The organism is Micromonospora sp. Utrum1 (genome assembly GCF_057197805.1).
Genome location: NZ_CM170071.1, coordinates 2,788,534 through 2,806,338 on the forward strand (window position 1 = coordinate 2,788,534; position 17,805 = coordinate 2,806,338).

Here is a 17,805-nt window from a genome sequence, read left to right on the forward strand (position 1 = left end):
TGCTGAGCGTAGATCATTCATCCGTGTGCAGCAGCGGAACGCGCCTCGGCATCGGTCAGCCCCGACAGTCGGTCGGTGGAGTGCGGCTGCACCGGGCACGCTGCCTCATCGGAACGTCATGCGGGGCAGTAGAGCGGCCCGCACACTGGTCACGAGTGCTGCGTTCCCTGCTCGTCCGCGACCTGAATGATCGTCTTGCCGGGCGTGCGGCGGTGGCGGGCGAACGCGGAAGCCGTTTCGGAAAGCGGTCGCACGGCGCCGACGATGGGCTCGAGCCGTCCGGTCCGGAGGCGCTGGGCGAGGTCGGTCAGCCGGGCGCGATCAGGTTCGACGACGAAGAAGATGGCTCGCCCGTCCTTCGGCTGCCTGCTAGGTGGCGTCGCGATGGTGACGAGGGTGCCACCCGGGCGTACCAGTTCGGTCGATCGCTCGAGGATGTCGCCACCGATGACGTCGAACACCACGTCCACCTCGCCGACGTGCCGCAAGTCCTCGGCGTCCAGGTCGAGGAAGGTCTGCGCGCCGAGACCGAGCGCGACATCACGGTCGTCGGCTCGGCCGGTGCCGATCACGCGGGCGCCCACCTCCTGCGCGAGTTGGACGGCGATCGAGCCGACGCCGCCCGCGGCGCCGTGAATGAGGACGGTCTGGCCGGTCGTGAGGTGGGCATGGTCGAACAGGCCCTGCCACGCGGTCAGTCCGGAGATGGGCAGCGCGGCGGCCACGACGTGGTCGATGTCGGCCGCGAGGGGAGCAAGGTTGCGAGCCTCCACCGCGGTGAATTCGGCCAGGGATCCGTTCCGGGCCCAGTCGGTCAGTCCGAACACGGGCTGGCCCACGCTGAGGCCGGTGGTTCCATAGCCGAGCTCGACCACGACACCGGACAGCTCATGCCCGGGGATGCTGGGCGTCCGGTCGCGGCCGGCGCGATCAGACCACGTTGCCGGCCAGTCGAGCTCTCCAGGGGTGAAGCCCGCGGCGTGCACGCGCACGATGACGTCGTTCTCCGCAGCGTGGGGGTAAGGCATGTCGGTCAGGGTGAGGCCACCGACGCCTGCGTCACGGTCGCGCACGGTAATCGCTCGCATGCTCGAATCCTCTCAAGAACGTTCGTCGGTTTGGGGCGGTTGGGGCTTAGCGCGCGGGGTCCGCTCCTGGCGCTCGTGGTGCCGGCTGCGAAGGTCGCGCATCGCCCGTCGTCAGTGCGCTGGTGAACCTGTGGGCGTGAACCCCAGCGACGACCGAGCCGATGAGGAAGACGATCATGGAGGTGAGCGTCAGGCCGCTGCCAGTCCTGCGAATCCGAGGGCCGGGCGCACGCCACCAGGTCGCGACTCGTGGCGTGCGCCGGGCGGCCCAGTGTGATGTCCGGTCAGCTCGGCCAGGGTGAGCCCACGATGCGCTCGACCGTCGTGATGCGTTGGAAGCCGGGGATGAAGTGCTCGAGTATGTCGGAGTTCACGGTGCCGTTAGTGGTGTCGGGGCGGTTCTTGAACCCGTCGAATTGGGCTCGCAGAAACTCGTTCTTGAAGTCCCCTCGTGGGTGGACGGCGAGGATCTCAGCCAGCTGATCCGGTTCCAGTCCGTCCAGGCCGAGGCCGAGCACGTCGGTCAGGACGCCGAGGTAGGTGGTCGCGATTTCCGGGGCCATCCGGTCGGGGATGCCCGGCGTGGTGTGCAGCGCGATCGCCGTCCAGACGGTCTCGGCGGCGGCCGTCGAGAAACCCCGGTCCAGGAGGAACTTGCGCGCGTGGTCGGCGCCATCGACTTCGAAGCGCTGCTCGACGTCGGAGAAGGGAGTCAGGAGGCCGAGGTCGTGGAACATGGCCGCGACGTAGATCAGCTCCGGATCCGGCTTCACGCCGAGCCTGTGCGCGTGAATCAGACTGAAGAAATAGACCCGCCGGGAGTGGTGGTAGATGAGGGGGTTGGTCGTCTCCTGCACAAGCCTGGTCGCTTCAGCGACCGCCGCTGTCTCAGGAATCTCCAATCCCGCGATTACCTCTGGCATGATTCTCTGACTCTCCGGGGAGTGCGTCGGGCTGTGGATGTGAACGGTGTGTCCGAGATCCATGGTGCCCATCGATCGGGGTGCGGCGCCGCCTTCGTCCGGCCAGGAACCACTTAGATTCGGACAGGACGAAATCGCAGCCCGAGTCCCGCGCTGGCCTGCGACTCCGCGTCGTCCGTCACAGTTCGGTCCGCGCGATACCGGGTGTCGGGTTCAGCGCGTTGAGTCAACCGGACATGGGTAGCGGCATGACGATTCAGTTATTCAGCCATTTCTGCGGCTCTGGCTTCTATTGAAGAAATCGGCGCCGCGCATCCGGGTAAGGCAGTGCAACCGAATTGTCAGGGGCCCGCCGGTAAGCTCCCTGACGAAGCAGCATGATCGGCTGGGAGATCGTCGATCAGGACGCCCTTTTATCGGCACGAATGCAATTTATAGCCCGATCGTCGCAGTCGATGCGGACGACGCCATGGCTGCTGCCGGTTGAGCAGGCCCGCCCCGGACCGCCGTGATCGTCGGTAACGGTGTGCTACCAATGGACGGTGTCCATGCCTCCTGCGTCGCCGATCCGACGGCAGTCGGTGCCGCCGCGGTCTGGCTGGTCACCGCGCGGATCCGGCTCCGGAGGGACCGGAGTGGTGAACGGCGGCCCCCATTGCATCGCGATCCTCGTCTACGACGGAGTGACGTTGCTGGACGTCGCCGGTCCCGCGGAGGTGTTCAAAGCGGCGAACCGGTTCGGTGCCGACTACCGGATCGTGCTGCTGTCGCCCACCGGCGCGGACGTCATGTCGAACCTCGGGGTCCGGGTTGCAGTCGACGGCGCCGTCTCTTCGGAGTCGGCTTTCGACACGTTACTGGTGGCCGGGTCCGACCTCTATCCGCGCGCCCGTGTCCCCGACCACCTGGCGGACGCTGCGCGGATACCGGCGGCTGTGGCGGGTCGGGTCGCGTCGATCTGCACCGGGGCGTTCGTCCTCGCCGCCGCCGGCCTCCTCGACGGCAAGCGCGCGACCACCCACTGGCAGGTCACGCACGAACTCGCCGCCCGTTGTCCGACGTGCCGCGTCGAGCCCGACGCGATCTACGTTCGCGATGGCACCACGTACACGTCGGCGGGGGTGACGGCCGGCATCGACCTGGCCCTCGCCCTCGTCGAAGAGGACCACGGGGCCGACCTGGCGCGCGATGTCGCCCGCGCCCTGGTGGTGTACATGCAGCGTGCGGGCGGCCAGTCGCAGTTCTCGGCACCGCTACAGGGACCGCCGCCGCGCTCGCCGGCTCTCCGCAAGATCACCGATTTGGTGACGGCGAATCCCCGCGGGGACCACTCGCTCGGTGAACTCGCGAAACACCTCAACGTGAGTACCCGGCAACTCACCCGGCTCTTCCACGACGAGCTGTCCACGACACCGGCCCGCTACGTGGAAACCATCCGATTCGACCTGGCCAGGGCACTGCTCGACCAAGGACACACCGCGACGCAGGCCGCGACCCTCGCCGGGTTCCCCAGTTACGAAAGCATGCGACGGGTTTTCGCCAGGAAGCTGTCGATCAGCCCCGCCGCCTACCAACGTCGGTTCAGCACGGCCCGCCGCACCACCGGACAGGTTCCACTCGGCGGCTGACCGGGCCCCCGGCCTACGTGCGTACTCCGCGAGGCGACGCGCTCCTCAGCGAATGATCCGGCTCCGTGGACTTCATCCTGCCCTGCTCCGCTTCGTGAGCGTCTGCGGATGGTTCGACCGCTGGGCGACCGGCGAGGGAAGGGCTGCGCGATGATGGCGAGGCATTTTCCGATCCGCGGTGGGTGCCGGGTCAGTAGCGGCCGAGGCTTTCCAGCGGGCACATCACCATGCGCGGCTGGGCCGCGGGGTCGAGCCACCGGAGCACGTTGACCAGGTCACTGTGCGACAGGCTGATGCAGCCGGCGGTGGGACCGGACGGAGTCGTGCTGAACTCGTGCAGGAAGATCCCGCTGCCCGCGTTCGGCACCGGCTTCGCCACGTTCGGCGGCATGTTGTAGGTGATCACGGCGAAGTGCGTGTAGGCGGGCTTCTCCTTCCACAGCGCCTCGCTGAGCCCACCGGGATTGGTGGACGTGTGCTGGAAGGTGTTGTAGGCGGACGAGTTCGGGTTCTCGTTCCACCAGTCGTCCACCACAAGCCGGTGGTAGGAGTACCGCACGCCCGGATTCGCCGCGATGCCGTACATCGTCGGGCCGATGGAGTAGACGCCCGTCGGCGTGGTCGGGACGCCCTCGACGTGATGGTCGCTGAAGAACTGGGATCCGATCCGCGCCGGCAGCGCCGCGGACACCGGGGTCCAGCGGCCGTCGACCTTCGTGAACGTCTCCAGGGTGGCGTAACTGGTGCGGTAGCTGGCCGCGGTCACGACGATGACCTGCCGGGTGGTCGTCGGCAGGGTCGTGAGGTTGCTGGCCTTGTTGCTCGGCGAGTAGTTGCGCGGCCGGGGCTTGTCGGTGGTGGCGTCGGTCGTCCCTGCCGCGGCGGGCGTCGCACCGGAGGCGATGACGGGAGCCGCGACGCCGGCCGCCGCGCAGAGAATCAGAGATCTCCGCTTCATTCGGCAAATCCTCGCACCTCGAGCGACTCCCGGTTGTCCTTCGCGGCCGGCCAGCCGCTCGAACTCGGTGAAGCCGTTGGAGTCGTGGCGCAGGCTGAGGGCGACCTGGGAACCCACATCGGATACCGGATCGCCTGAACCACCGCCGAGTCCGAGGCGGCTGCCTGCCGCTGCCGCCCCGGACTGCGCCTCCGTCGATCAGCCCTCCGACCTGCCGCACGCGGGCTCGCACCGCCTGGCGGCAGGCGCGCCCACTGGGCGGCCTGGAGCTCGGTGGACCCTGCTCGGCGTGGCGCTGGGCCGGAAGCTACGAACAGCTTCCCTGTCGGTGGTCAGTCAAGGGAGGATCTCGACGTAGCCGTCGGTTCCGTGCAGGCGAATCCGCTGCCCATCCTGAATCAGCTTGGTCGCCTGCTCCACACCGACGACGGCGGGCAGGCCGTACTCCCGGGCGATCACCGCCCCGTGGGTCATGAGGCCGCCCACCTCCGTCACCAGCCCCCCGATCGCGACGAACAGGGGTGACCAGCTCGGGTCGGTGTAGGCGGTGACGAGTATGTCGCCTGGTTCGAGATCGGCCTCGGCCATGTCCAGGATGACGCGGGCCCGCCCTTCGACGGTCCCGGCGGAGACCGGTAGGCCGACCAGCGCGCCGGCCGGCAGATCGCCGCGTCGGTACGCTCCGGCGATGCCCTCGCCATCCGACGTGAGCACCCGGGGCGGCGTGAGCGCTTGATACGACCTGAACGCGTCCTTGCGTCGGCCGATGAGCTGGTCATCCACGCGGTTCGTGCGCACGACGTCGTGAAGCTCGTCGAACGTGAGGTAGAAGATGTCTTCCTTCTCGCGAAGCACGTGGGCCTGCACGAGGCGCTCGGCCTCTGCCAACAAGGCCTGCTTGTAGACGAAGTAGCGGCTGACCATGCCGTACTTCGGATACTCCCGGTAGCCGATGAAGGTCCGGACCCGGTCGACCATCCGCTTCGTCTCATCGGCCTTGTGCTCCCCGTCCGGCAGGGCCCGCAAGCGCTCCAGCAGCTCCTGCTCCTTCTTCCACGCCTCCTGCCGCCCTTGCTCGAAGCGCCGCTCGCCGGCTCCGGGCTCGAAGTTCTTGATGTTGCCGAGGAGGGCGGGCAGGAGCCTGGAGGGGCGTTCACGCCAACGCGGCCTCGTGATGTCGATCTCGCCGACGCAGCGCATGCCGTACCTGTCGAGCCACGCCTCGATGGCGTCTCGCGCCTCCCGCCCGCCCGGGAGCTTGGGCAGCTCGTCCAGGAAGCCCTCGTCCTCGACGTGCTCCAGGAACGCTACGACGTCCGGATACGGGCGGATCACGTCGGCGACGTCGAGCAGCGCCAGCCCCATCTCCGACGTGACGTTGTGGGGCACGGACTGCGTGAGCGTGTCCGCCGCGTTCTTCTCGCCCAGCCACGCCTCCAGCTGCTCGTTGAGCCACCACGTGGCCTCCATCGCCGACATGAACACCTGGTGGCTCTGCGGATCGAACAGGATCCGCCTGAGTTCCTGCATGTCCGCCCGGATGAAGTCGAGCAGCGCCTCTCCGGACTTCGTCCGGATGTCGCGTTCCGCGGCGGCGACGGATGCCTCGCTGCGCCCGATCAGCTCGGTGACGATGGCCGGATCGGTCTCGATCGGGGCCGGCGCGCCGCCGAACAGTGGCCCGGGGGGACCCTCGTCAGGGAGCGGCCGGATGAAGCCGTCGCGCTCGAGGACGGTCTGCACCGCGTCCGTGGTCAGCGGATCGGATCTCCCCATGAGTTCCAGGAGGCCGGCGCGGCTCGTCGGCGAGGCCAGCCTTCGGGTTACGTCGACGAACAGGCGGCCGCCGGCCACGGCCATGGGCGCGGGGGTCGTCATCTGCCAGAAGGAGAGCCCCAGGGGCTTCATGGCGTCGGTCATCATCTGCTGATGACCGACGGAGAGGTAGACGTGGTTCTCCCCGTCGGCGGTCTCGGGGATGGGGAACAGCGTCGTGATCGGCCGGCTCTGGACGATCTGGAAGTCGTCGTCGACCAGGCACCATTCGATGTCCTGGGGATGGCCGAAGTGGGCTTCGATCCGCCGGCCCAGCTGCACCAGCCGCACGACCTGCGCATCGGTCAGCGCCGGCTGCTCCTGCCGCTCCGAGTCGATCGCCTGTTCCCTCGTCCCGCCTCCGGGCAGGGCGTGGACGGCGAGCCGCTTGGTGGCGATCGCCCTGTCGATGATCTCACCGTCCCGCACCTTGTAGGCGTCCGCGTTCACCAGCCCGGAAACCAGAGCCTCGCCGAGGCCGAAGCCGGCCTCCACGGAGGCGACCTTCCGGTTGGACGTGACGGGGTCGGCCGTGAACAGGACGCCGGCCGCCTGCGGGAAGACCATCTTCTGCACGACAACGGCCATGTGGACCGTGCGGTGGTCGATGCCGTTCCGCTGACGGTAGGTCACGGCCCGCTCGGTGAAGAGCGAGGCCCAGCACCGGCTGACGTGCTGGAGGATCTCCGCCGGCCCCATGACGTTCAGGTACGTGTCCTGCTGGCCCGCGAAGGAGGCCGTCGGCAGGTCCTCTGCCGTCGCGCTGGATCGGACGGCGTAGGCAGCTCCCTCGCCGAGTTGGGCGTGAGCCCGGGTGATCGCCGCCGCCAGATCGTCGGGAAGGACGATCCCTTCGATGGTCCGGCGGATCTCCGCACTGAGCGTGCGGATCGTCTCCCGGTCGTCCGCGTTGAGGCGCGACAGCTGATCGAGCCGGTCGTCGATCGACGGAGCTTCGGCCATGACCCGCCGGAAGGCGTCCGTCGTCACGCAGAAGCCGGCCGGCACGCGGATGCCGTCGATCCGCGACAACGCCCCCAGGTGCGCGCCCTTGCCGCCAACGATCGCGACCTGCGTCTCGTCGACCTCGTGGAGACCCAACACATACTGCTCGATCATCGCGACACCTCCGAGGAAACCGTCCTCCATCGCACCCCACTGATTGGGTGGGTCGACAACCACACACGCACGTCGTGCCCCGATTCTTCGTCCGTTTCGCGTCCGGCCGAGGATTCTGCGGCAAGACCCGGGTCTTGCCGCAAGCCCCCCACTGCGATATACGTTAAAGTGGGAGCACTCCCTGGTTGTCGTCCGCTACGGACTGAAATTCTTCTCGCGAAGTCAGGGTGAGGCGGCGCCCGAGACGCGCGCTGGACCGGAGCCCGGCGGAGCCGCGGTCCTACTGCAACGAAACAAGAAACCGATGTGAGTGCGTGCCGCGTACGGCGAAGGGCGCACCTGTCGCGCGGTCAGCCGAGATGCGTCCGCGACTTCTGCTGGAGGCGTGATCACCACCGCTCCACGAGGTGCTCGCGGCCCTGCGGCGGATCGTACGGTTCGGGCCAATAGTCGACGATCCGGCTGACCAGTCCACGCTCGGATACCTCGAGCCAGACACACGCATCCTGCTGCTCCACGCCTACCCGGACGTCGAGCCACAGGGCGGCCATCCGGCCGTCCGCCACCACCTGGCGCACCCGCAAATGCCAATCACCGGGATACTCGATGTTGAATTGCAGGAATGCGTCCTTGCCGCGAATGCGCTCCCGAGTCTGCGGCATCTCGTAAATCACATCGTCGGTGAGCAGGCCGGCCAACCCGGGCCAGTCGCGGCGTTCCAGACGATCGACGTAGTCGTGCGCAGTCTGCCGGGTCCTGGCCGGTCGTTCACGGCGTGGACCCTACTGTCCGGCAGTGACATCCTCGTCGGCCGCGAAGGCCCGACGTCGCGGCCGAGGTGGCAGCACCTCACCGTGGCTGGTTGACCGGCCGCAAGCGGCGGCCGGTCAACCAGGTGTTCAGGCGATCTTCCGCCGGTACGCGAGCATGGCGAAGGCGTGGGCGAGGACCAGGATGCCGGCGCACCAGGCGAGGGCGGTCCAGATGTCGTTGCCGGCCGGTTGCTGGTCGAGCAGGGCCCGGATGGTGTTGACGATCGAGGTGACCGGCTGGTTCTCGGCGAAGGCCCGCACCGGTCCCGGCATGGTGTCGGTGGGGACGAACGCCGAGCTGACGAACGGCAGGAAGACGATCGGGTAGGAGAAGGCGGACGCGCCGTCGGCGGAGGATGCGGAAAGTCCGGCGATCACCGCAACCCAGGTCAGCGCGAGCGTGAACAAGGCGAGAATGCCGGCCACGCCGAGCCAGGCGAGCACTCCTGCCGATGAGCGGAATCCGATGATCAGCCCGGCCAGCATGATGACGACCACGGAGATGGCGTTGGACACCAGCGAGGTCAGCACGTGTCCCCACAAAACCGAGGAGCGAGCGATCGGCATCGAGTGGAACCGCTCGAAGATGCCGCGCTGCAGGTCGCTGAAGAGGCGGTAGGCGGTGTACGAGATGCCGCTCGCGATGGCGATGAGCAGGATGCCGGGCATCAGGTAGTTGACGTAGTTGTCGGTGCCGGCCTGGATGGCGCCACCGAAGACGTAGCGGAACAGCAGCAGGAACGCGATCGGCATGATCGTGACTGTGATGATGGTGTCGACGCTGCGGGTCACATGGCGCACGGAGCGACCGAGCATCACCCTGGTGTCGCTGAGCGCATGTGCGGTCATCGCTGAACCTGCTTGCTTCCGATGGTGGCCAGGAAGATCTCCTCCAGGGTGGGCTGGCGTTCCACGTACTCCACTTGGGCGGGTGGGAGCAGTTCCCTGAGGTCGGCCAGGGTGCCGGAGACGATGATCGTGCCGTCGTGCAGGATCGCGATCCGGTCGGCGAGCTTCTCAGCCTCCTCCAGGTGCTGGGTGGTGAGCAGGACCGTGGTGCCGCTGTGCGCGAGGTTCTGGATCACCTGCCACACCTCGATGCGGGCCTCCGGGTCGAGTCCGGTGGTGGGCTCGTCGAGGAAGATGACCGGCGGGTCGCCGATCAGGCTCATGGCGATGTCGAGGCGCCGGCGCATGCCGCCGGAGTAGGCCGCCACCCGGCGTCCGGCCGCGTCGGCCAGACCGAACCGCGTGAGCAGGTCGTCGGCGACGCGGCGGGGGTCGGCGACCTTCCGCAACTTGGCGATCATGACCAGGTTCTCCCGGCCGGTGAGGATTTCGTCGACCGCGGCGAACTGCCCGGTCAGGCTGATCGACTCGCGCACCTGCGAAGGCTGCGACACCACGTCGAACCCGTTGACACTTGCCCTCCCGCCGTCGGGCTTCAGCAGGGTGGCGAGGATCCGCACGATCGTGGTCTTGCCGGCACCGTTGGAGCCGAGCAGCGCGAAGATGCTGCCCCGCGCCACCTCGAAGTTCACGCCCTTGAGCACCTGCAGCTGCTGATATGACTTCTGCAACCCGTCTACGCGGATCGCCGCGGGGTCACTCACAGAACACCTGCACCTTGGCGCCGGGGTCGTCGACGTCGACGGTGAGGTCGTCGAGCTGCTCGATGAGCTCCTCGAGCTGCTGCGGCTTGAGCTGGGTGAGGTCGATCGGCACCCCGGACTGCGCCAGCTGGGCGTTGGCCTTGGTGAGCGCCTGCGGAGGGATCAGGCTCGTGAGCTTGACCCCGGCGCGCAGCAACTGCAGCGGGATCCGGACGTTGACCCGGCTCGGCCCGTCGCCGCCGGCGCTGTCCTCCGAGCTCACCAGCACGCGTAGGTACTTGGGCCGTGGTTTGGGGCGGGTCCCACCTGTCGGCGAGGGCTCGGGTTGTTCTCGCTGGAGGGCGTCGATGAGCCGCTCGGCCTCATCGGCGGTAATCTTGCCCTGGGCCAGCATCTCGAGGATCTGGCGGCGCTGCTCGTTCACGGGTTGCTTCCTCTCGCGTTGACTCATCTGACGTGGATCTGCATGGCGGTCTGACCGTCATCGATGTCGATGCGGGTGCCGGGCAGCGCCCACAGCAGGCGCCCGGTGCCACGCAGGGCGCCCATCGGGCTGATCCGGGTGAGGTGGCAGGCGACCAGCCCGGCCAGAACGGCGAGCACCAGCAGCGGTGACAGCAGCAGCAGGACGGGCAGGACGGGTACGTACAGGCGCAGCCAGCTGCGGTCGAGACGGCGGTAGTGGACGGTCACCAGCTGCGGGATCACCGGGACCGCTCCAGCTCGGCCAGTGCCTCCTGGACGGTGATCTCCCCGCGCTGGAGGCGGTCGACGACGTCGGCGCCGGCGGGCGCCGGGTCGGTGTCGGCGACGTCGAGATGCTCCGCGAAGTCGAGCTGCTCGGCGATCCGGTTCAGCCGGGCCTTGATCGTCGGGTAGCTCACCCCGAAGATCCGCTCCATCTCCTTGATCGAACCGTGCGCGCGGACGAACGCCGCCACGAAGACCTGGTCGCTCACGCTGAGCTGGGCCAGCTGCGGAGGCTCGAACTGGCCCTCGATCACCACGCCGTTGCCCGCGAGGCGGACCCGCTCGACCGCGAACGGCTGTCCCTGGGTGAGATCCGTCAGTTCCTGCCAGTCCACGTCGGCCCCCTGCTTCCTCAACTTGCCCTGGTTCATTTCTAGCTTGATTTTGTGAAGAAGTACAGACGCAAACCTTGAGATTCTTAATAACGATGGGAGGCGGCGGGCGTGGGGGAATCAACTCAGCGAGCCGCCACCAGGCCCGGGAGGCGGCACCCGACGTGCGCCATCAGGTCGGCCGTCTCGCCGGCGATGTCGGGTCTCAGGACCTGCGCGACAGCTCAGTCTCGGCACTTGGGTGGCAGGTCCGGCTAGACGATCTCGTCGACGTCCGCGCGGCGATTTCCGCCACGCAACAGGCGGCCGTGATCATCCCGGTCGCCGCGGATCGGTGGGCGGTGGTGCCGTCGCAGGAGGACGGAAGCTACGCCGAGACCGAGAACCTGGCGAAGCTGCTGAGCCTCGCACCGGCAGCGTGACCGCCTCGTTCGACGTGTTCGACTCCGATGTCATGGCGGCCATACTGTTCCGCGATGGCCGGGCGCGAGCCCGCCCTCGGGTCCCCAGCCTTGCACCGTTCTCGTGAGGAGTCCGTGCGCTCAGGCGGCCAGGACGCGTTCAAGTGTGGCGTAGCCTGCCGGCTCCCAGGTGGGCTTGCCTCCAGGCAGCCCGAGCCTGCCGTTGCGACCGATGCTGATCAGGGCCAGGGCGCGCATGACGGCCCAGCCGCGAGCCCGCGCGATGGTGGCCTCGTCCGCACGCTCGTAGGCATCGAAGAACCGCTTCGCCGTGCCCGCGGGCAACAGCACCCAGGCGGCTGCGAGGTCGGTCGCGGGATCGCCTGCGCACAGCTCGCCGAAATCGATCACTCCGGAGATCGTCCCGTCCTGGACGACCACGTTCGCGGGGTGCAGGTCGCCGTGGAGCCAGAGCGGCGCGCCCTGCCAGGCGGGCGCCGCGACAGCCTTCTCCAACATCTCCCGCGCGGCGCCAGCGTTCGCGTCGCCTGCTAGAACCTCGAACCAGCCGTCGAGATCGTCGCGCATCCCGGCCAGCGGGATGCCACGCGTCGGGTTGGCCGGGGCGTCTGCGGGCGCCGGCTGGTGCAGGGCCCTGAGGAACTCTGCGAGGGTCTTGGCCGAGTCAGCACTGGTGATCGGGGTGTGATCGGCCGGCTCGCCCTCGACCCAGCGTGCGATCGTCCAGGTGTGCTCGAACAGCTCCGAGGGTTCGCCGGTGCGCATCGGAACGGGCGTCGGCAGCGGCAGGCGCTCGGCCAGGAAGGGCAGCCACTTCTGTTCGGTGCGCAGCAGGATCGGGGCACGTTCGGTGCGCGGCATGCGCACCGCCAACTCCGACCCGAGCCGCCACTGCTGGTTGTCCCAGCCGCCGGCGACATCGCGCAGTTCGAGGTCGGCGAGGTCCGGGTGCTGCTCGCGCAACAGCGCACGCACCAGGTCCTGCTCGAACCTGAACTCGCTCATCGACCCCTCCGATCCCTGACGTCCGCCGGCGAGCCGGCACTCGCCGAACTTGGGCGGGCGAGAGTCGCGCGTGCGCGCTAGGCGCGCGGCAGCGCGAGCCAGTCCTGCCAGGTGATGTCGCGGCCCAGATACCGGGGCTGCTGGAAGGGCCAGTCGGCGGCGATCCACTGCGGCACCAGCGCGTCGAGCGCGCGCTCCACCTCGCCGCCTACGAGGTCGTCCACCACCCACCAGGAGATTTCTCCGTCGGAGCCGGCGCGCTCGGGCGGGTCGATGTAGACGCAGCCGAAGATCGCCGTCTCCTCCTCGTCGAGCAGCGCGTAGTTGAACGACTGGTGGGCGGCTATCTCGTTCTCGTGCCGCAGCAGGTCGATGCGGTCCTCTTCATAGGTCATCGTTTCCCTGGGCCAAGCCCAGGCCGGCCCGAAGATCTCCCACAAGCGCTCTCGGGAGCCCATCACGGCGGGGTAGTCGAGCGCGGTGTCCGCCTCCCGGATCGGCCGCAGGTGAAGCGCGGTGTTGGGCACGGGCACGTACACGGGGTGGACGAAGTCCTCAGGCAGCCAGGTCATCGGGGCCGAGGCTACAGCCCGGTCATTCGCCAAGTGGAGCACCCTGCCAGCGCCATTCCTTCAGCTGCGGACGTCCTGGCAGCTCGATCCGGCCGGTGGACCACCGCAGCGCTGCCCACGGGTCCACCGCAGCCAGTCCGGGCGCCGCTTCCGGAAACAGTCGAGCGAGTACCCGGGCACACACGTCGCGTGGTGGATCGATGGCGAGACCGAGGCCCTGCGCGATGTCCTCGCCGTGCAGCAACGTCTCCACGCACCCCATTGCGGCGAAGCCCTCCGGATCGGCGGCCCCGGTGGGGTGGTAGGCCCGCACATCCGGTCCTGACGTGCGTACCGTGGCTGCCAGAATGCGGCCACCCGCCTCGGCGAACTCCAGCACCTGTTCCGGGGAGGCGTCCTTATCGGCGATTGCCATGAAGCGCACGTACCGCTTCTCCGGTCGGGCCACGAGTTGGCCCGCGAACGACATCAGGCAATCGCCGACGTGCTCGGCGGCGTGCCAGCAGTCCCGGTCGAGGTTGCCTGCCCGCTTGGACCAGTCCAGGTCGGTAGCCGGTCGTAGGGTGGCGACAACGCTGGACAGTGCTGCGTCGAGATCATCGGCGGTGACCGCCACGGTTCCCTCCAGGCGTGCGAGGCCGATGCTGCACCGGCCCTGGTCGGTTCAGCCAGCCACCCTGCCTGATGGGTGTGACGAACTGGGTCACGATGGGTCAGGCGGATCCGGCCAGGCCGCGTAGGCCGACGAGGCCGGGGACCGGGACGCGGCCGAGTTCCCGGCCGGTGAGGGGATCGTGCCAGCTCACCGCGTCGCGCTGGCCCACGTAGAGACGGCTTCCCTCCCGGCCGGGCACGAGGCCGGTGACCGGCTCGCGTACCTGCCAGTCCCGTGAGCCGGACAGACGGGTGAGATTCAGCGCCCGGACCGTCGTACCGGCGGCGAGGTAGAGGCGGTCGTTGCCGGCGGCGGCGTGTGCGGTGCCCGTGCCACCGGCCTGCGGAACCGTCCGGCGTACCGTCAGGTCCTCGGTCGAAATGTCGGCGACGGTGCCGGACGAGACATCGGCGACGAGGAGCCGACCTCCGTCGGGGGTGATCGCCATGGCGTGGCCGGCTGCGGCCGCCTCGCCGTACGGGTGCGGCAGGTCGATGCAGTACGCCCACCGCTCCCGCAGGTTCAGGGTGTGGACGAACGCGTGGGCGTTGCCGGGCCGACCGCTGACCAGGTCACGGGTGTGCTGGTGGCCGGGTTGATGGGTGTAGAGCGTGTAGAGGACGGTGCGGTCCGGGGCGAGCACCGCCTGGCGCCCGTCGCCGCGCATCTCCTCCTCGGCGCCGGGCGGAACCGGCTGCTTGTCGCGAGTGGACAGCGGACCGGGCACGCCGGTGGCGAGGTCGACGACCCGGACGCGGTAGCGGTCCGGCGCGGTCGCCGGGAGCCACTCCAGGACGAACAGCCCGGTGCGGTCCGCGGTGAACGCCTCCGGGACAAGGTTGCCCGCCAGGTCCAGCCGGTGGCGCACCCCACTGAGGTCGGCGACCAGCACCGGCGTCACCTCCCGCCCCGGTGGGCGGCCGGTCACCGTCACCCCGGTCGTGGTGAGCGCGACCGCCGTGCCGTCGCCCGAGACGGCCTGCGGTATCCACCGTCCGGGCAGCAGGGCCTTGGCGGAGGCGCGGCCGGTCGCCGTGTCGATCCGCCGGCAGGCGGTGTCGGGGCCCTCGGGGGCGGTCGCGAACAACCACATCCCGTCCGCGCTGGCCACGGCGCGCGGGATGGTTCGCCGGTCGGTGCCCCGCAGGAGGCCCAGCCCTTCGGTTACCTGGACGAGCAATGGATCAGGAACGGTGACGGCCGGTGCCGAGCCCCGGCGCCGGACGGGCTCGCAGCCGGCCAGCGCGGCGGCGCCGGCACCGGCGAGCAGGGTCAGGATGCTGCGACGCGAGATGGTGACGGTCATGCCCGGGTGACACCCTCGAAGCCGTCGAAGTTCCGTGCGGCGAAGGTGGAACCCGCGCGGCGCGGCCGGTGTCATGAGGGTGATCGAAGCGGAGGTCTCCACTGGACGACGACGAGCTTGTCCGCCGCGCTGGCACCGGTGACCTGGAGGGGTACGAACTCCTGGTCGCCCGGCACACCGCGTCCGCGTATCGGACGGCGGTGCTGCTCGGCGCCGGGCCGGACGCGGAGGACGTCATCCAGGAGGCGTTCGTCAAGGGGTTCCGCAACCTGTCCCGCTACCGGGGCGAGTCGTCCTTCCGGTCGTGGCTGCTCGCGATCGTCGCCAACGAGACCCGCAACCTGCACCGGTCCCGGAACCGGCGGAACGGGCTCGTCCTGCGGGCCACGGCGGCGGACCCCGGGTCGGAGGTCGGCGAGGACGCCGCGGTCGGCGGGGTCCTCGCCGCGGAGCGCCGGGCCGCGCTGGTGGCGGCGCTGCGTCAGCTGCCGGTGAAGGACCGCGAGGTGATCGTGTGCCGGTTCCTTCTCGACCTGACCGAGGAGGAGACCGTGACGACGCTCGGCTGGCCCAGGGGCACGGTGAAGTCACGGACGTACCGGGCCCTGGCCAAGCTGCGCAACCTGCTCGACCGCGAGGAGGTGCGCCGTGGATGACCTCGAACGCGAGCTGCGGGACCTCGCCACCTGGCTGGAGACACCCGAGGTCCCCGACGTGACCGCCCGGGTGCGCGCCCGGCTGACCACGCCGGCACACCGGCGACGCCGCTGGCGCTACGCGCTCGCCGCGGCGCTGGCCGCTCTGCTCGTCGCCCTGCTGCCGCCGGGGCGGGCCGCCATCGCCGACGCCGTGTCGGGACTGCTGCGCTTCTCGGGGATCATCATCGACACCACGCCGGCGCCGATGCCGCCCACCGGCACACCGTCGCCGTTGCCGGCGCAGCGGCCGGCCTCCGCCGACGAGGCGCAGCGGCACCTGCGCTTCCCGATCCGCGTGCCGGCCGAGCTGGGAGCTCCGGAGCGGGTGCTGGTCGCCGACCCGGACGGCACCGGCACGTACCGGGTGGTGACGCTGCTCTACCGCGGTGGCGCGCTGCGCCTCGACGCCTTCGACGGTCGCCTCGACCCGGTCTTCCACAAGCAGATCAGCGGGCCGGGCGTGAAATGGGTCAGCGTCCGCGGCGACTTCGCCGTGTGGATCGGCGGCCCGCACGAGCTGGCCTACGTCGACCGCGCCGGCACGGTACGGGTGGAGACCGCCCGGCTCGCCGCGGCCACGCTGATCTGGGAGGCCGCCGGCGTCAGCTACCGGCTGGAAGGCGAGCTGACCCGCGACGAGGCGGTCGCGATCGCCGCGTCCCTGGACTAGGCGTGGGCCAGCCCGCGCGACCGCGGTCATCCGCTACGAGAGGAACCCGCGCTGCCCGACCGGTGTCGACAGGACAGGGGCGCCGACCGGCGCCGACCGCGGTCCGGAGGTGCGAGATGAGTTCATGGGGCAGGCTCCTGCTGGGGTCGGTGGTCCTGCTGTCGGGCTGCACCACCGCGGGCCGGTCGGCCGCGCCGGCCACCCCCGCGAGCGCACCGACCGGCTGTGCGACCCGGGTCGAGGCCGGCAGGCTGCCCGACTGGGCGGACGCCGGGTTCACCGGGGACACCCGCATGCCGCATGTGTTCGGTGCGAAGGGCGAGATCGTCGCCGTGCTGTTCGGCCACCCGCTGGCGGTCGGCCGGACGGAGGGCCCCAGCAACAAGATCCTCTGGGTTGCCCGGCCGGCGGCAACGCCGTCGCCCGACCCGGCCGCGCCGGCCACCCTCGTCATCACCGCGACCCTGGACGGCACCACGAGCCGGGCGACCCGGGAGGTCGCCGGCGGCCCCGGCCCTTCGATCGTCGACCTGCCGCAGGCCGGCTGCTGGCACCTCGACCTCCGCTGGTCCGGACGCACCGACACCATGGACCTGGTCTACGTCCCCGCCTGACGGGCCGTCTTCGAGAGCCTTGTGCATATCTGCCGCGAGCGGAGGGTATTGATTCGGTCGTGACCACACCTGAGCAGCGTCGGCAGCAGGAAGAAGCGCTCGAGAGCGGCGAGGCGTATCAGGACGCGGAGGGGCGCCTCACCAAGGATCCGGGTGCCGGTGCCGCGCACGCCGACAGCGAGGCCGACCGCAACGCCGAGCACCTGAGGCGTGGCGAGGTCGGTCCGGGCGTCCCGGAGGAGTAGCCGCTTCCCCCGATCCCTCCGTCGGCTCCCGGTCAACCGCTGGAGCGTGCTCCCGGGGAGTGCGACGATGGCGGTCGATGATGCCGGCATCCGGGTGGAGGACGATCATGGCGCGAGGCAGCGAGCGATCGGCGAGCCGGGCGGAACCCCGCCACCTCCGCGACGTCCACCTGCACGTCCTCGCCGTGGTGATCTTCGGGCTGCTCGCCTGGTTCGGAATCGACGAGCTCGACCGGGGGATGGCCGGGCTGGCCGTGCCCTGGCTGATCGTGGGGCTGGCCGGCGCCGTCCGGGCGATCCTGGCGGTCACGGGGACCCTGCCGGCGCGCCCGGCCGCGCGACAGGTGGCCCGGGGAATCATGGTGCTGGTCGCGGTGGGTGCCCTGACCACCGGGTACGCGCTCGCCCCGACCGGGATGGACCGGGGCTTCGTCATCGCGGTGGACGCTGTTCTCGCCGGCGCGCTGGCCGCCTACGCGTTCCTGGGTGAGCCGCGCGCCGTCGCCGGGACCCTCTGACGCCCTCGACGCGCTCGCGCCCGGCCGGCCGGCCGCTCCGGTCGATCCCGTAACCGGTCCAC

General features: G+C 69.7%; 21 protein-coding genes. 7 read left to right on the plus strand and 14 right to left on the minus strand.

Annotated elements, in window-relative coordinates; genetic code table 11:
• Nucleotides 1–149: 149 nt before the first annotated feature.
• A complete protein-coding gene (locus AC0OLQ_RS13280; RefSeq protein WP_484531552.1) occupies nt 150–1,088 on the minus strand; it encodes an NADP-dependent oxidoreductase in 939 nt (312 codons plus the stop codon).
• A gap of 284 nt (nt 1,089–1,372) precedes the next feature.
• Nucleotides 1,373–1,990 carry an HD domain-containing protein gene (locus AC0OLQ_RS13285; protein ID WP_484531553.1) on the minus strand — a complete coding sequence of 206 codons (618 nt, stop codon included), beginning with the start codon at nt 1,988–1,990 and terminating at the stop codon, nt 1,373–1,375.
• Between the two features lie 659 nt (nt 1,991–2,649).
• Here AC0OLQ_RS13285 and AC0OLQ_RS13290 point away from each other — a divergent pair.
• The gene (locus AC0OLQ_RS13290; protein ID WP_484531554.1) at nt 2,650–3,639 is read left to right on the plus strand and encodes a GlxA family transcriptional regulator; all 990 of its coding nucleotides are present in this window, start codon (nt 2,650–2,652) and stop codon (nt 3,637–3,639) included.
• Between the two features lie 190 nt (nt 3,640–3,829).
• Here the strand turns inward: AC0OLQ_RS13290 and AC0OLQ_RS13295 are convergent, their stop codons facing one another.
• The 8 genes from AC0OLQ_RS13295 to AC0OLQ_RS13330 all read right to left on the minus strand — a co-directional run bounded on the left by AC0OLQ_RS13295 (nt 3,830) and on the right by AC0OLQ_RS13330 (nt 11,077).
• A complete protein-coding gene (locus tag AC0OLQ_RS13295) occupies nt 3,830–4,597 on the minus strand; it encodes a L,D-transpeptidase family protein (protein WP_484531555.1) in 768 nt (255 codons plus the stop codon).
• Nucleotides 4,598–4,933: 336 nt separating this feature from the next.
• Nucleotides 4,934–7,531, minus strand: a complete 2,598-nt coding sequence (gene rph, locus AC0OLQ_RS13300) for a rifamycin-inactivating phosphotransferase (RefSeq protein WP_484531556.1) — start codon at nt 7,529–7,531, stop codon at nt 4,934–4,936.
• Nucleotides 7,532–7,920: 389 nt separating this feature from the next.
• Nucleotides 7,921–8,229, minus strand: a complete 309-nt coding sequence (locus AC0OLQ_RS13305) for a nuclear transport factor 2 family protein (RefSeq protein ID WP_484531557.1) — start codon at nt 8,227–8,229, stop codon at nt 7,921–7,923.
• 201 nt (nt 8,230–8,430) lie between these two features.
• Nucleotides 8,431–9,192, minus strand: coding sequence for an ABC transporter permease (locus AC0OLQ_RS13310; protein ID WP_484531558.1), 762 nt, complete (start codon nt 9,190–9,192; stop codon nt 8,431–8,433).
• Nucleotides 9,189–9,956 carry an ABC transporter ATP-binding protein gene (locus AC0OLQ_RS13315; protein ID WP_484531559.1) on the minus strand — a complete coding sequence of 256 codons (768 nt, stop codon included), beginning with the start codon at nt 9,954–9,956 and terminating at the stop codon, nt 9,189–9,191. Before AC0OLQ_RS13315 ends, AC0OLQ_RS13310 begins: the two co-directional genes overlap by 4 nt.
• Nucleotides 9,949–10,380 (minus strand): SHOCT-like domain-containing protein, encoded by a 432-nt coding sequence (locus tag AC0OLQ_RS13320; RefSeq protein WP_484531560.1) that lies wholly within the window; start codon nt 10,378–10,380, stop codon nt 9,949–9,951. The genes AC0OLQ_RS13315 and AC0OLQ_RS13320 overlap by 8 nt, the downstream gene beginning before the upstream one ends.
• A gap of 23 nt (nt 10,381–10,403) precedes the next feature.
• Nucleotides 10,404–10,664 (minus strand): hypothetical protein, encoded by a 261-nt coding sequence (locus AC0OLQ_RS13325; protein ID WP_484531561.1) that lies wholly within the window; start codon nt 10,662–10,664, stop codon nt 10,404–10,406.
• Nucleotides 10,661–11,077 carry a DUF2089 domain-containing protein gene (locus AC0OLQ_RS13330; protein WP_357341061.1) on the minus strand — a complete coding sequence of 139 codons (417 nt, stop codon included), beginning with the start codon at nt 11,075–11,077 and terminating at the stop codon, nt 10,661–10,663. Before AC0OLQ_RS13330 ends, AC0OLQ_RS13325 begins: the two co-directional genes overlap by 4 nt.
• Before the next feature lie 125 nt (nt 11,078–11,202).
• On the opposite strand from AC0OLQ_RS13330, the gene AC0OLQ_RS13335 reads away from it, so the two are divergent.
• Nucleotides 11,203–11,460, plus strand: coding sequence for a hypothetical protein (locus tag AC0OLQ_RS13335; RefSeq protein WP_484531562.1), 258 nt, complete (start codon nt 11,203–11,205; stop codon nt 11,458–11,460).
• A gap of 120 nt (nt 11,461–11,580) precedes the next feature.
• Here AC0OLQ_RS13335 and AC0OLQ_RS13340 read toward each other — a convergent pair whose 3' ends face one another.
• From AC0OLQ_RS13340 to AC0OLQ_RS13355, 4 genes are all read right to left on the minus strand, one after another.
• Entirely contained in the window at nt 11,581–12,465 is an 885-nt protein-coding gene (locus AC0OLQ_RS13340; RefSeq protein WP_484531563.1) for an aminoglycoside phosphotransferase family protein, read from the minus strand.
• 77 nt (nt 12,466–12,542) lie between these two features.
• Complete coding sequence (locus AC0OLQ_RS13345; RefSeq protein ID WP_484531564.1) at nt 12,543–13,037, minus strand: GNAT family N-acetyltransferase; 495 nt, start codon at nt 13,035–13,037, stop codon at nt 12,543–12,545.
• Between the two features lie 22 nt (nt 13,038–13,059).
• Complete coding sequence (locus tag AC0OLQ_RS13350; protein ID WP_484531565.1) at nt 13,060–13,653, minus strand: maleylpyruvate isomerase mycothiol-dependent enzyme family protein; 594 nt, start codon at nt 13,651–13,653, stop codon at nt 13,060–13,062.
• Between the two features lie 97 nt (nt 13,654–13,750).
• Nucleotides 13,751–14,998 (minus strand): YncE family protein, encoded by a 1,248-nt coding sequence (locus AC0OLQ_RS13355; protein ID WP_484531566.1) that lies wholly within the window; start codon nt 14,996–14,998, stop codon nt 13,751–13,753.
• Between the two features lie 200 nt (nt 14,999–15,198).
• Here AC0OLQ_RS13355 and AC0OLQ_RS13360 point away from each other — a divergent pair, with 200 nt between their 5' ends.
• The 5 genes from AC0OLQ_RS13360 (at nt 15,199) to AC0OLQ_RS13380 (ending at nt 17,743) form a co-directional block, all read left to right on the plus strand.
• Nucleotides 15,199–15,654: an RNA polymerase sigma factor gene (locus tag AC0OLQ_RS13360; protein WP_484531567.1), complete on the plus strand. Its 456-nt coding sequence runs from the start codon at nt 15,199–15,201 to the stop codon at nt 15,652–15,654.
• Nucleotides 15,647–16,366, plus strand: coding sequence for a hypothetical protein (locus AC0OLQ_RS13365; protein ID WP_484531568.1), 720 nt, complete (start codon nt 15,647–15,649; stop codon nt 16,364–16,366). The genes AC0OLQ_RS13360 and AC0OLQ_RS13365 overlap by 8 nt, the downstream gene beginning before the upstream one ends.
• A gap of 116 nt (nt 16,367–16,482) precedes the next feature.
• Nucleotides 16,483–16,980, plus strand: coding sequence for a hypothetical protein (locus AC0OLQ_RS13370; RefSeq protein WP_357341086.1), 498 nt, complete (start codon nt 16,483–16,485; stop codon nt 16,978–16,980).
• A gap of 59 nt (nt 16,981–17,039) precedes the next feature.
• Entirely contained in the window at nt 17,040–17,225 is a 186-nt protein-coding gene (locus tag AC0OLQ_RS13375) for a ribonuclease (RefSeq protein WP_357341089.1), read from the plus strand.
• 107 nt (nt 17,226–17,332) lie between these two features.
• Nucleotides 17,333–17,743: a hypothetical protein gene (locus AC0OLQ_RS13380; RefSeq protein WP_484531569.1), complete on the plus strand. Its 411-nt coding sequence runs from the start codon at nt 17,333–17,335 to the stop codon at nt 17,741–17,743.
• Nucleotides 17,744–17,805: the final 62 nt, after the last annotated feature.

Bases quoted from the DNA above. Each gene is read 5' to 3' on its own strand.
- AC0OLQ_RS13280 (WP_484531552.1), bottom strand. From the start codon at position 1,088: ATGCGAGCGATTACCGTGCGCGACCGTGACGCAGGCGTCGGTGGCCTC.
- AC0OLQ_RS13295 (WP_484531555.1), bottom strand. From the start codon at position 4,597: ATGAAGCGGAGATCTCTGATTCTCTGCGCGGCGGCCGGCGTCGCGGCT.
- rph (WP_484531556.1), bottom strand. From the start codon at position 7,531: ATGATCGAGCAGTATGTGTTGGGTCTCCACGAGGTCGACGAGACGCAG.
- AC0OLQ_RS13310 (WP_484531558.1), bottom strand. From the start codon at position 9,192: ATGACCGCACATGCGCTCAGCGACACCAGGGTGATGCTCGGTCGCTCC.
- AC0OLQ_RS13330 (WP_357341061.1), bottom strand. From the start codon at position 11,077: ATGAACCAGGGCAAGTTGAGGAAGCAGGGGGCCGACGTGGACTGGCAG.
- AC0OLQ_RS13340 (WP_484531563.1), bottom strand. From the start codon at position 12,465: ATGAGCGAGTTCAGGTTCGAGCAGGACCTGGTGCGTGCGCTGTTGCGC.
- AC0OLQ_RS13345 (WP_484531564.1), bottom strand. From the start codon at position 13,037: ATGACCTGGCTGCCTGAGGACTTCGTCCACCCCGTGTACGTGCCCGTG.
- AC0OLQ_RS13355 (WP_484531566.1), bottom strand. From the start codon at position 14,998: ATGACCGTCACCATCTCGCGTCGCAGCATCCTGACCCTGCTCGCCGGT.
- AC0OLQ_RS13370 (WP_357341086.1), top strand. From the start codon at position 16,483: ATGAGTTCATGGGGCAGGCTCCTGCTGGGGTCGGTGGTCCTGCTGTCG.
- AC0OLQ_RS13380 (WP_484531569.1), top strand. From the start codon at position 17,333: ATGGCGCGAGGCAGCGAGCGATCGGCGAGCCGGGCGGAACCCCGCCAC.